Raw genomic sequence first — 13,643 nt, 5'->3', positions numbered from 1 at the left:
TAAAATAGGTGATTTTTGATAAAACTGATTAGCTGAAAGTAATCTGGAAATTTATGAAAGGATGGAAGATTAAGTGGATTATTCTAATCAACAAAAGAAGCGTTTAAGAAAATATAATTTACGCTCTTCCGTTCTTCATACTGAAGGAAATTTAATAGAAAACTTTAATATTATTCAGCGAGTGTTCCCGACCTCTGACTTAGTAAAAAAAGATATAGTTGTTAAAGATAAACAGGCTATAATTTGTTATTTGTCTAGTTTAGTTGATGAACAAAAAATAGGTCAATTTATTAATACAGTAAGTTCGTATACTGAAGATATAGAATTATTCATAACGAATAATACGATTCGGACTAATCAAATTTTAGATATTGAAACAGCAATATTGAATGGTAACAGTATTCTTCTAGTAGAAGGCGATCCAGTCGCATTTGTATATTCTTGTGGAAAATTGCCACAAAGAGCTTATACGCCTCCAAGTATTGATAATTCCTTAAGGGGCACAAAAATATCCTTTATTGAAACTGTTCAAGGTAATATTACTTTACTTCGAAGATTTATTAAAAGTCGAGATTTTCAAGTTAAGGAAGTTGAAATTGGGAATGAAAATAAAAGTACGGTAGCAATTGCGTATATCGATGGATTAGTAGATGAAGATTTACTATCTGGTGTAGAACAAGATATTTCAAAGATAAAACTTGATTCTATAATAAATGCAAACCACTTAGCGCAATTAATAGAAAGAAACCCATTTTCTCCTTTTCCTCAATATTTTACAACAGAAAGACCGGATGTTGCAGCTACGACATTACTTGAAGGAAAAGTAGTTTTAATCGTAGACCGATCTTCTGAGGTTATTATTTTACCGATTAATTTTGCAATATTTTTTAAAACGATTGATGATTATTCAGCAAGAGCGATGGTGGCTTCATTTAATCGTATACTTAGAGTAATTGCATTCTTTTTAACAATCTTTTTGCCGGGAATCTATATTGCAATTATTTCATTTAATTATGAGATCGTTCCTTTAAAATTACTATTATCAATCGGGGAATCTAGGGCAAAGGTTCCATTTGATCCTTTATTTGAAGCCATTGTTATGGAGATCACCTTAGAAATGTTAAGAGAAGCAGCGATTAGACTACCAGCACCTATTAGTACAACAGTTGGCATTGTAGGTGGGATTGTAATCGGGCAAGCAGCGGTACAAGCAGGAATCGTTAGTAATATTATGGTAATCGTCGTAGCTTTAACGGCTATTTCATCATTTATTATTCCAAACTATGAAATGGCATCTAGTTTACGAGTCATTCGATTTCCAATTATGATTATGGCTTCATTATTTGGTTTAATCGGTTTGATTGTAAGTACAATGATTCTCATGATCCATGGTTTGAGCTTAACTAGCTATAACAAACCTTATACATTGCCATTTTCTCCAATCAATCGTGATGCATTTAAAGATACAATCATAAGAGTACCTTTAAACTATCTTTGGAAAAAACAAAATAAACGTAATGAAGAATGAATGTTAGAAGGGATTCTTTCATGATAATTACGAAGTCAAAAATTACACAATTTCAATTTATTTTAATGATTTTTGGTATTCAAGTAGGGATTGGAATGTTGTCACTTCCTAGAGAACTAGCTCTAAAAGGAGGTACTAGCAGTTGGATTGCAATTCTTTTTGGGGGAATACTTTCTACTTTAATTAGTATTGTATTTGTTAAATTTAGAGAGAAGGCTCCTAATTTAAACTACATAGGTTTTTTTACTTTTTATCTAGGAAAAATTATTGGATCAATCGTAGTTTTGTTACAAGCAATTTATTTTCTATATGGAGGATATCTTGCATTAGTTAGAGCGATTTTATATATTCAATCCTACATACTTCAAGAAACTAGAACTTATATTTTATTAGTGCTATTTCTTTTTCCAACTTATCAGCTAATAAGTGGGGGAGTTCATTTAATTGCAAAATATATAGAAGCAATTTTTCCAATTGCTTGTTTTACCTTATTCATGCTGTTATTCACACTTAAAGATGCTGATATAAATTTTATTTTACCAATTATTAAGGATGGCTGGATGCCGATTTTAAAGACGATTCCATTAACGACGACTTCATTTCTAGGCATCGAATTAATCCTAGTTTATTATCCATATTTAAAGTCGAAAGAAAAGGCTGTAAAATGCGTTATTATTGGAAATGCTTTAACAACTTTTACCTACGTTTTTGTAACAATTATTTGTTTTGTTATTTATAGTCCTTATGAAATTAAAATGACATTTGAGCCAGTAATCGATATTTTAAGTGTAATCGAATTTCAATATGTTGAGAGGTTAGATTTCATTTTATTCTCATTATTTTTAATGATAATATCGAAATCATGGGTTACGTTTATTTGGGCTGGTATGAATGGGTTATCAGAGTTATTTAAATTTAGATTATTACCTATTGTCATTATTATTCTTTTTATCCTCATTATCATCCTTACATTTATTCAAGTTCCGACATTTACAAATACAACTAATCATTTACACGTTTTAATGATTTCTGGAAGATACATCACGATCGGTATCCCTATCCTGTTATTGATCGGCGGTTTAATAAAAAATAATTTAAGTAAGGTGAAAATCAATTGAAATATTTTCAAGTATGTTTGCTTAGTATTTTTTTAATAATCGGCGTTTCGGGTTGCAGAGGGAAAATAAATATAGAAGATGTCACATTATCGATGATTTTAGGAATCGATGTGAACGATGAAAATAAAGTAGAAGTATTTATGGCAAGTCCAGTCTTTAGTGGAGAAACACAAGCGAAAACTGAACATTTTAACGTTCAAACTCTATCGATTAAAGAATCTAGAAATTATTTTGATACGCGTGCTAGTGGTGTTACTGGTGGAGGTAAAATTCAAGCAATCTTAATAGGGTCAAGAGTACTTGAACATAAAAATTGGTTTTCAATCATGGATATGTTTTTTCGAGATCCCAAATTTCGATTAAATGCAGATCTTATTTTTGTAGATGGTCCACTTGCCGATGTTTTTGATTTAAAACCAAAGGATAAACCTGAGTTACCGATCTATATTCCTCAATTAATACAAACTGCTGATTTTCGAAATGTTGCCTTTAGAACGACTATACGACAGTTTCATCGAATGTATTTTGAGAAGGGGATTACACCTTTTGCACCTGAACTAGCAATACAAGGAGAGCATTTAGTAGTCAATGGGACAACTTTATTAACTAACAATAATTTGTATAATCGAACCTTATCAATGAATGAAACACAACTGTTAAAAATTTTAAAAGATCATTTAGAGGGACAATTAGTAATTGCATTGAATCTTAAAAAATTTAAAAAAGATGTAGATGATGTCTTTACAGATGAAGAAACTAGTTTTTATATTAAAGATGTAAAACGAAAAATCGATAAAAAATATTCTAATGGTCATTATAGCTTTAATGTGAATTTGACATTGCCGATTATGTTTACAGAATCTCCAATAGGATTAACGAATTCATCGGAAGCTATCTTAAAAAAAGCGATAGAAAAAAAATTGCAAAAAGAATTAAATAATCTAATCCAATCTTTTCAAAAAGATAAAGTTGATCCAGTTGGTTTTGGTATACTTGCTCACTCATTTCAGTACGCTGATTGGAAAAAAAATGAGAATCATTGGCTTGATACATATCAAAAATCGAATATAAAAGTAAAAGTTAAGATTATTGTTATAGATAAAGGAATAACGATGTAAGTGAACAAAACAAAACCCACCAAAAAAATTTTGGTGGGTTTTAAGTTTAGGCGGCTGCATTTTCAAGATCTATTGCTTTTCTTTGTTTACGATCATGCAATAAATAGTAAATGACAGTCGTTGACAATACAGCAATTGCAGTTATGACATACATAATATGGAATGATGTTTTCGCAGATACAACTCCAAGTACGTAAGAGCCAATTCCCATACCGACATCAAAAAACATAAAAAATGTTGCTGTCGCCATTCCCTTTTTAGCAGGGGCAGCAGTGTTAATCGCTAATGTTTGAAAACTAGGTACGATTGAGCCATAGCCTAGACCGATTAATGCAGCGGAAAATAAAAAGATTGTTGGTACAGTTGAAAAGCTCAAGACAACTAGACCAATTGTAAATAAGATGATCCCAGGATATACAATTATGTTAGCTCCTTTACGATCAAATAGTTTACCAGTGAAAGGTCTTGATCCTAAAATGAAAACTGCATAAACAATAAAAAAGAAACTAGCAACATCTACAAATCCTAATTTTTTTGCGTATAATGTGATAAATGAAATGATACCACTGTAACCAAAAGAGATAATTGCTGAAGTAATTGAGATTGGTAATGCTGAACGCTCAATTAATTGTGATGGTTTAATTCGAGTTTTTGCTTTTAATGTTTGTTTAGGAATCGCAATGAATAGTCCGAAAATAAGTGAAATAATTGCGAAGAAACCACAAACAAAAAACAAAATATGGAAGGTAAAATGATTCATTAAATTAATACCAAGATAAGGACCAAATACCATTGCAAGGATCATTGATGAGCTATAATAACTCATACCTTCGCCCCTACGTGATATAGGAACTATTTCAGCGACTATTGTACCTGTTGCAGTTGTTCCTAGACCAAATGCAATCCCTTGTGCAAAACGCAATAAAAGTAATAATGCAAAATTATTGATAAAAGGATATAAAAAAGTTGTTAATGTAAAGAAAACTAATGAAATGATTAGTATTTTTCTGCGACCAATTGTATCAAGCCAGATCCCTGCAAATGGACGAATTGCAACTGAGGCAATCAGAAAGGATGTTACTACAAGACCAACTTTACTATCTTCTTGGCCTAAATTATCAATCACAAAAATCGGTAATGTCGCCATCAACGTATAAAATACTAAAAACACAAAAAATCCACTTAAGCTTACACTTAGAAAATCCTTTGTCCATAAACGCTCGTTTTTCAAACTTATTCCCCCTGTTTAGTAACCTCCGACGCTTTCATATTGTTCATCATTTTTTGAAAAACTTGAAGTGCAATATCAAGCTCTTCATCGGGTATATCTTTAATAACATCATTCTCAAATGAGATGATTTGCTCTTTCCAACTATCATATTGATTTATAGCTTTATCAGTTAGATGAATCATTTTTTCTCTTTTATCTGTTCCTTCTTTGCGAACAATTAAGTCTAAAACTTCCATCCTACGTAGTGTTCGTGTAAGGGTAGGTGGCTCAATATTCAAATTCGAACAAATTGTTCGTTGAGTACATGGTCCATGTAAATGGATATAGTGAATAACAGACCATTGTGCCAAATACAATCCAGTAGGAACAAGATGCTCATTAAATGATTTCGAAAACTGACGTGTAGTTTGATTTAATAAAAAAAAGAAAGGCTGCTTTTTGCGCATAAAAAAGTCTCCTTGGAAAATTAGTTAGCTAGCTAATTAAAATAGTTGTCTAGCTAATTATATTTGAACAAATTGTGAATGTCCAGTGAATGAACTTAATTAGTATAAATTGAGCATAAGAGCAAATATTAAATGTAGAAAAATTTTACAAAACAGTTAGGACGGTATTTGAGATGGTAGAAGTAGTACATTCAACAAACGGGAAATCTCATAAAATGAAGATTTTACAAAGAACAATCGCAATGTTAGTTGGTTCCTTACTTGTAGCGACAGGTCTTGAAATATTTTTAGTTCCAAATGATGTTATTGATGGTGGAATAACAGGTATTTCGATTATGGTTTCCCATCTTACAGGACTTCCACTTGGCGTATTTCTTTTTGTATTAAACCTACCATTTTTTTATTTAGGTTATAAGCAAATAGGGAAAACATTCGCGATTTCGACGATTCTTGGCATCACTGTTCTTTCTTATTTAACAAGCAGGTTTCACCATATCTCTGCTTTTACGGAAGATATTCTACTAGCAACAATTTTTGGAGGAATGGTCGTAGGTGTTGGAGTAGGATTAGCCATTCGATTTGGTGGAGCACTAGACGGGATTGAGATTCTAGCGATCATTATTAATAGCAAGATTCCTTTTTCCGTTGGTGAAATCATTATGGTTTTCAACTTATTTATTTTAGGAGCTGCTGGATTCATCTTTTCTTGGGATCGAGCAATGTACTCAATAATTGCATATTTAGTCGCATTTAAAACAATTGACATCGTAGTAGAAGGATTAGAACAATCAAAATCAGCATGGATCATTAGTGACAAAAGTGAAGATATTGGAGAAGCAATTCTTTTTAAAATGGGCCGTGGTGTTACCTATATAAATGGAGCAGGTGCATACTCAGGTGAAACGACAAAGGTTATCTATTGTGTTATCACTCGATTAGAAGAAGCAGAATTAAAAACAATTGTCGATGACATTGACGAAAGTGCCTTTTTAGCAATTTCAGATATTGCAGAAGTACGTGGTGGAAGATTTAAAAAGAAAAACGTACATTAGGACTGTTCAACAAAAGCATTGAAATATGGAGGAAGGTTCTTATTGGACCTTCTTTGCTTTTATTCTCTAGCTATTTGCTGTATTATTTATTTGATAACTGAAAATTTAGAAAACTATTTTGTAGATAAATTTATAATTTGATAGATTAAAAGGCTTAAAAGGAGGGAGAAGTTGAATGGAGAAATTCGATGTGATTGTTGTTGGAGCAGGATTGGCTGGTTTAGTTGCAACTGCTGAGATAGCTGATGCCGGGAAAAGTGTATTATTACTAGACCAGGAACCGAAATCATCAATAGGTGGTCAAGCTTGGTGGTCATTTGGTGGGTTATTTTTAGTAGATTCTCCAGAGCAACGTAGATTAGGTATTAAAGATTCGAGGGAATTAGCTTGGCAGGATTGGCTTGGAACAGCAGGATTTGATCGAGAAGATGATGAGGATTATTGGGGAAAGAAATGGGCAGAGGCATATGTCGAGTTTGCATCAGGAGAGAAGAGGCAATGGCTTTATGACATGGGGGTGAGATTTTTTCCAATCGTCGGTTGGGCTGAACGTGGGGGATATCTTGCAGAAGGACATGGGAATTCAGTGCCCCGATTTCACGTAGTATGGGGTACAGGTCCTGGAATTGTTGCGCCTTTCGAACGAAGAGTTCGCGAGCATATGAAAAAAGGTTTAGTAGAATTCAGATCCCGACATCGTGTAGATCAACTACTAACACAAGATGGAACTGTAGTCGGAGTAAGTGGTTCTTTATTAGAACCAAGTAATTCAGAGCGAGGAGAAGATAGTTCTCGAGAAGTAATTGATGACTTTCAATATGGGGCAAAGGCGGTTTTAGTATCAAGTGGCGGTATTGGTGCGAACGTTGATTTAATACGCCAAAATTGGCCAAGTCGATTAGGCACTCCGCCAAAAAGAATGATATCTGGTGTACCGGCACATGTTGATGGTCGAATGCTTGCCATTACTGAAAAAGCTGGTGGTCGAATTGTTAATCGTGATCGAATGTGGCACTATACTGAAGGCATAAAAAATTGGAATCCTGTATGGAGCAATCATGGAATCCGTATTCTTCCGGGACCATCATCAATTTGGTTAGATGCACGTGGACAGCGCTTTCCTGCACCTAATTTTCCTGGTTTTGATACGTTAGGTACATTACAAGCCATTCAACAAACTGGTTATGATTACTCCTGGTTTATTTTAACGAAAAAAATTATACAAAAAGAGTTTGCACTTTCAGGTTCAGAACAAAATCCTGATTTAACTGGAAAAAGTATAAAACAAGTGATGAAACGGGCAACTTCAGGAATACCAGCACCTGTAAAAGCTTTTATGGAAAAAGGAGAGGACTTTGTTGTTGCAGACACGTTAAAAGAGCTTGTTGAAGGCATGAATAAAATAACCGGGGAAAATTTACTAAACTATGATGTAATCGAGCGTCAACTGATTGCACGTGATCGTGAAATGGATAATAAATTTACAAAAGACTTACAAATCACTGCCTTAAGAGGAGCACGAAATTATATTGGTGATAAATTAATTCGTGTTGCGTCTCCTCATAAAATTTTAGACCCAAAAAATGGTCCGTTAATTGCTGTTCGTTTAAATATTGTAAGTCGTAAAACACTTGGTGGACTTCAAACAAATTTAGATGGGAATGTATTAAATTCTTCAGGTGATGCAATACCTGGACTATATGCAGCAGGTGAAGTTGCTGGATTCGGCGGCGGTGGTGTACATGGTTATCGTGCAATGGAAGGAACATTTTTAGGTGGTTGTTTATTTTCAGGTAGACAAGCAGGTAGAGCGATTAGTAGAGAGTTAGAATAAACTCGAACTCTTCAAATACATGCGTTTGATCGACAAACTAGTCGATCTTATTTTTTTCTTTAGTTGACTTAAAGCATAGTTTAAGTCGTATGATAATCATGTTGACATTGATCGATTATTGATTGGGGCTTCTAATGAAATATTGCTCAAGTACAGAAGCAACCTTAAGATCAAATTATTAATAGAGATTGGATAAGTTAGTAACATATAGAAAAAAATAGAAATGAGGAATTAACATGAAACTTTCAGGTAACACAATCCTTATTACAGGTGGTAGTACTGGTATTGGATTAGCTTTTGCAGAACGCTTTATTAAATCAGGAAATAAAGTCATAGTGACTGGGCGACGTGAAAATGTACTTGAAAATGCTAAAGAAAAATTTCCCGATCTTATTACACATGTGAGTGACTTGAGCTCTGAACCAGAACGCGTATCATTGTTTGAGTGGGTAACAAAGAACTATCCAGAAGTAAATGTGCTAGTAAATAATGCAGGGATTCAACAACGTTTTAATATTTTAAAATCAGATGCCAAGAACGATTGGAAATATTTTAATAATGAAATCATAACTAATATTGAAGCACCAATCCATTTGTCTATGCTGTTTGCTCCATATTTTGCTACAAAAGAAGCGGCAACGATCATTAATGTTTCATCGGGATTAGCTTTTACTCCATTGGTCATTGCGCCAATCTATTCAGCAACAAAAGCAGCAATCCATTCATTTAATATGAGTTTACGTCACCAACTTTCCGAATCATCTGTGGAAGTAATTGAAGTTGCTCCTCCGGCAGTTAATACTGATTTAGGCGGTGCAGGATTGCATACTCACGGTGAACCTTTAGATGAATTTGCAGATGGGATTTTCATGGAATTAAAAGAAGGGAAACAAGAAATCGGATATGGAACTTCAGTTGAACGACTTCGTATGTCGCGAGATCAAGTAGATGAACATGTTACAAATATGTATAATATGTTGAAAAATACAATTCAACAACATTAGTTCAGCAGTATTTTTTTTTTATGAAGTAAAAACGGGCAAATTCGTTAATTCGGATTTGTCCTTTTGGTGCTATATATTGATTTTTTCCTTATTCCCAACAATTGTATAGCCTGTTCTATGATAGGGTACGAATAAAAAGGGTACTAAAAAACTGAACAAGCTATTGATATTGGAAAAGGAGTGGGTGTGTAATGGATAAAAAGAATACAGTCAGTCCCGACACACATGCTAGTATGGCACAAAAAACAGTTGGGCGGTTTTTGTTTGATTGCCTAAAGCAAGAAGGGATTACTGAAATTTTTGGCGTCGCAGGGGACTATAATTTTTCATTACTTGATACGTTGGAGCGATATAACGGAATCCAGTTTATAGAAGGACGGAACGAACTAAACGCGGGTTACGCTTCGGATGGTTATGCAAGAATCAAGGGGATTTCTGCTCTTATTACAACGTTTGGTGTTGGGGAGTTGAATGCATGCAATCCAATAGCTGGCGCCTATAGTGAACACGTTCCAATAATCCACATTGTTGGTTCACCAAAAGAGAAAGATCAAAAAGAGCACAAGCTGATGCATCACACTCTAATGGATGGGGATTTCAATGTATTCCGCAATATGTATAAACAGATAACAGCCTATAGTGCTGTACTCACACCTGAAAATGCCATGATTGAAATTCCTGCTGCTATTCGAATTGCAAAAGAAAAGAAACAACCTGTTTACCTTGTTGTGGCCGATGATTTAGTCGATCAGCCGATTATGGACAGGATAGAGCCAACACCACAACAAAAAACATCAAACATAAAATCTCTTCAAGCTGCGACAGATCATGTCCGTCAGCTACTAGAATGTGCAAAGCGGCCAGTTATCCTAGTAGATGTAAAAACGATACGTTTTGGCCTTCAGGCTGCAGTTCTGCAATTGGCAGATGCGATGAATATACCTGTTGCATCCATGATGTTCGGTAAAGGCGCATTTGATGAAACCCATCCTAATTATATCGGTATGTACTTAGGCTCGTTTGGCTGTTCTGAAGTTCAAAATACGGTAGAAAATGCAGACTGTATCATTGCGATTGGCTTGGTACCCGCGGACACCAACACAGCGAATTTTACCGCAAAACTGAATTCAATGGTGACCATTAATATCCAATCGGATCTAGTGAAGATTGCTGAGGCGGTATACCAGAACGTTCTAGCTACTGACATGCTTCAGGCGATACAAAAAGTGGGGTATAAAGGTCAAGGTTTACTAGGAAAAGTGTCATTTCCATACGATCAATCCAATGTAAGTAATGATGAACCACTTAAAGCGGCCGACTATTATCCAGTTTTTCAACGGATGCTGAAAATGGACGACATTATGATTATTGAGATTGGTACATTATACAATGGTATGGCGGAAGTGAGATTGCCTAGTAATATTACATATATTGGGCAAGGAGGCTGGGGATCCATCGGATATGCAACCCCTTCGACGTTTGGCGCCTGTATTGCAGCCCCAGAGCGTCGGGTGTTGCTGTTTACTGGTGATGGCTCACTACAGCTAACTGCACAAGAAATCAGCTCCATGCTCTATTACGGCTGTAAACCGATAATTTTCGTCTTAAACAATGACGGTTATACAATCGAAAAATATTTAAATGTTAATACGAAAAATCAAACATACAACAAAATCCCTAGGTGGTCTTACACTAAGCTAGCTGAAGCTTTTGGAGGCAATGCGTTTACTGCTATTGTTCATACTTATGGAGAGCTTGAACAGGCAATAAACCAAGCTGAAATTGAATGTTCCGAAAGAGTCAGTATTATTGAAATGATTGTAAAAGACCCATTGGACGCACCAGAAAATATGAAAAAAATGTACAAGTATTTGGAAAAGCAGGCAATGAAACGCAACCAAAATAGTTAATATAAACAAAAAAGTTGGAATCAATAAAACAAATGATCCCAACTTTTTTTAATTGTCTTTTTCCCTATATTTCTAATGGCTATTTGTTCAATAAATCGAGTGATGAAAACCTTAATTTGCTTTATTGTAGCATACTTGAAATTTAATTTAATTTTTGTCTTGACTTGAAATCCATTTCATAAATTAGATTGAAAGTAAGCCGATTTTCTACGAGATGTGAAAAAAGATGAACTTAATAGGTTAACTATTATCACAATGGATATTCATTGTTTGACCATACAGGGTTATTGGAAATCTTTGAAGATTTGTTTTTAACTTATAAAAGGTTATATATTGTAAGCAGTAAACTATAAAATAGTAAAAAATCTTTCTAGTTTGAGGAAGATATTGAACATTCTATTCTCTTTGTAGGAGAACACAGGTTTACGAAATATGACATACAGAGGAAGAAACCTTATATGAATGGTTTTAAGAAATTGAATTTAAATATGTAAAATTCCTTAAAATTTATACTATGTTGGCGGTGTAAGATGACAAATATTAACGATATTGCAAGATTAGCAGGTGTATCCGTTTCGACTGTTTCTAGGGTACTAAACAATTATAAGTATGTTGCTAATGATAAACGAGAGGCTGTTCTTAAAGCCATTGAAGAAATGAATTATACGCCAAATAAAAATGCAATTGATTTAATTCGAGGAGAAACAAGAGCAATAGGTGTTATTCTCCCATATAACAACAATCCAGCGTTTGATCAAATTTTAAACGGTATACTGAACAAGGCATTAGAGAAAGATTTTTTGATAACGGTACTTCCTTCAAATTATCGTAAAGAAAAAGAAGTCGAGTATTTGCATAAATTAAAAAGCAAGCTGTATGATGGCATCATTATCACGTCACGAGCAAATGATTGGGAAACAATCATTCCATTTAGCAAATATGGTTCAATCGTTGCTTGTGAATATACCCAACACAAAGAGATTGGCTGTTCCTATTTGGACCGCTATTCGTCTTATCTAGATGCCTTTCAATTATTAAAAAACAAAGGACATGATGTGGTAGCATTCACATCTGCTAGGTTAGAAAGTAATAGCACGAAGCAATTGATTGATGCTTATATTGAAATATTTGGTGAACTTCAACCTGAATACCATCTATCAGAATGTCATTGCTTAGAAGACGGATATGAAGCAGCAAAGAAATTTATGCATTTACACAAAAAGCCAACAGCTATTTATGCAAATGGGGATGAAGTGGCTGGTGGAATGTATTTATACGCAAAGTCGCAACAATTAAAAATCCCTACTGATTTAGCAATCATAGGTCAAGCAAATCAACCAATTGGGATCGGTATGGGAATTTCTACAGTGGATCATCAATTAACGAAAGTTGGTGAACAAGCTTGTAGCCTTGTAATAAAGAAATCTAGAGACAAAGTAAAAATACCTTATCAAATTATTGAAAGAGATTCTGTTTAATATAAATCAAAGATAAAAAATAGAGAAAATGTGGGGAAAGAAAATGAGGGAAAAATTTATTGTTTTTGACATAGATGGAACATTACTTACGACTGAAATGAAGTTTCTAGACAGTACGAAACAAGCTTTGGTTTCTCTAAAAGAAAGTGGCCATGAAATCGTAATCGCGACAGGAAGAGACTACACTTCTGCAATATCGATCGTCGACGAACTCGAAATTGATACTTATGTTTTATGCAATGGATCTGTAGGGTTTGTCCGTCATGAAATAGCTCATGAGGAAATATTTTCAAAAGAATCTATTTTGAAACTAATTGAAATTGCGATTGAAAACAATGATCAGATTGTGTTCCAAACATTGAAAGGGGTAAAAAGACATTTTGAAGAACCTGGAGAGTCGCTAACTAAGGCCTATGAAAGTCTAGGTTTAATTATCCCTGACTTTGATGAGATGTATTGGAAAGAAAATTCGATTATTCAAGCTATGCTGTTTTGCAAGAATGAAGATCTTCACAAATATGATATTAACGAATTCCGATATGTGAGTTGGCACCAATTTGGCTCAGATGTCATCCCTAAAGAAGGATCGAAGGCAAAAACAATTTTGAAAATTGCTAAGGAAAATGGATTTAAGCAAGAAGATATTGTTTTCTTCGGTGATGGAATGAACGACATCGAACTAATGGAGCTTTCAGGAATTGGTGTTGCAATGGGAAATGCTGAAACAGCGGTTAAAGAGAAAGCTAATTTAATCACAGATAGCTGCAATGAACATGGCATTTATAATGCTCTTAAGAAAATGTTATTAATCTAATACGTGAAAGAAATTAGATTAACCTTGAAAAGCTTGAAATGCTTTGTAAGCTCGACTTGAATATTGATAACTGGCTTAAATACTGTCTTCATGTATGATAATTTTGGAAA

Annotated in this window: 11 protein-coding genes; 9 read left to right on the top strand and 2 right to left on the bottom strand. The window is 34.1% G+C overall.

Annotated elements, in window-relative coordinates; all coding sequences use genetic code 11:
* The first annotated feature begins 73 nt into the window (after positions 1-73).
* From BED47_RS19840 to BED47_RS19830, 3 genes are read left to right on the top strand one after another with little or no spacing between them, the layout of a single operon-like run.
* Complete coding sequence (locus BED47_RS19840; RefSeq protein ID WP_084007005.1) at positions 74-1,528, top strand: spore germination protein; 1,455 nt, start codon at positions 74-76, stop codon at positions 1,526-1,528.
* Between the two features lie 20 nt (positions 1,529-1,548).
* On the top strand, positions 1,549-2,646 hold the full coding sequence (locus BED47_RS19835) for a GerAB/ArcD/ProY family transporter (RefSeq protein ID WP_025568499.1): 1,098 nt from the start codon (positions 1,549-1,551) through the stop codon (positions 2,644-2,646).
* Complete coding sequence (locus tag BED47_RS19830; protein ID WP_069035074.1) at positions 2,643-3,764, top strand: Ger(x)C family spore germination protein; 1,122 nt, start codon at positions 2,643-2,645, stop codon at positions 3,762-3,764. Before BED47_RS19835 ends, BED47_RS19830 begins: the two co-directional genes overlap by 4 nt.
* A gap of 46 nt (positions 3,765-3,810) precedes the next feature.
* Here the strand turns inward: BED47_RS19830 and BED47_RS19825 are convergent, their stop codons facing one another.
* Positions 3,811-4,995, bottom strand: coding sequence for an MFS transporter (locus tag BED47_RS19825; protein WP_025568497.1), 1,185 nt, complete (start codon positions 4,993-4,995; stop codon positions 3,811-3,813).
* Between the two features lie 2 nt (positions 4,996-4,997).
* The gene (locus BED47_RS19820; RefSeq protein WP_025568496.1) at positions 4,998-5,441 is read right to left on the bottom strand and encodes a MarR family winged helix-turn-helix transcriptional regulator; all 444 of its coding nucleotides are present in this window, start codon (positions 5,439-5,441) and stop codon (positions 4,998-5,000) included.
* 173 nt (positions 5,442-5,614) lie between these two features.
* Here BED47_RS19820 and BED47_RS19815 point away from each other — a divergent pair, with 173 nt between their 5' ends.
* From BED47_RS19815 to BED47_RS19790, 6 genes are all read left to right on the top strand, one after another.
* On the top strand, positions 5,615-6,493 hold the full coding sequence (locus tag BED47_RS19815; RefSeq protein WP_069035073.1) for a YitT family protein: 879 nt from the start codon (positions 5,615-5,617) through the stop codon (positions 6,491-6,493).
* A gap of 175 nt (positions 6,494-6,668) precedes the next feature.
* Positions 6,669-8,327 (top strand): FAD-binding dehydrogenase, encoded by a 1,659-nt coding sequence (locus tag BED47_RS19810; protein WP_069035072.1) that lies wholly within the window; start codon positions 6,669-6,671, stop codon positions 8,325-8,327.
* Between the two features lie 236 nt (positions 8,328-8,563).
* A complete protein-coding gene (locus BED47_RS19805; protein WP_069035071.1) occupies positions 8,564-9,331 on the top strand; it encodes an SDR family oxidoreductase in 768 nt (255 codons plus the stop codon).
* A gap of 191 nt (positions 9,332-9,522) precedes the next feature.
* Positions 9,523-11,241, top strand: a complete 1,719-nt coding sequence (locus BED47_RS19800; protein WP_069035070.1) for an alpha-keto acid decarboxylase family protein — start codon at positions 9,523-9,525, stop codon at positions 11,239-11,241.
* A gap of 530 nt (positions 11,242-11,771) precedes the next feature.
* Positions 11,772-12,719: a LacI family DNA-binding transcriptional regulator gene (locus tag BED47_RS19795; RefSeq protein ID WP_069035069.1), complete on the top strand. Its 948-nt coding sequence runs from the start codon at positions 11,772-11,774 to the stop codon at positions 12,717-12,719.
* Positions 12,720-12,762: 43 nt separating this feature from the next.
* Positions 12,763-13,533: a Cof-type HAD-IIB family hydrolase gene (locus BED47_RS19790; protein ID WP_069035068.1), complete on the top strand. Its 771-nt coding sequence runs from the start codon at positions 12,763-12,765 to the stop codon at positions 13,531-13,533.
* The last annotated feature ends 110 nt before the right edge of the window (positions 13,534-13,643 follow it).

It is taken from the genome of Gottfriedia luciferensis, from assembly GCF_001712755.1.
Taxonomy (GTDB): Bacteria; Bacillota; Bacilli; order Bacillales; family Bacillaceae_G; genus Gottfriedia; species Gottfriedia luciferensis_B.
Note: the sequence above shows the minus strand (reverse complement) of the source record. Positions and strands in the feature narration are given on the sequence as shown.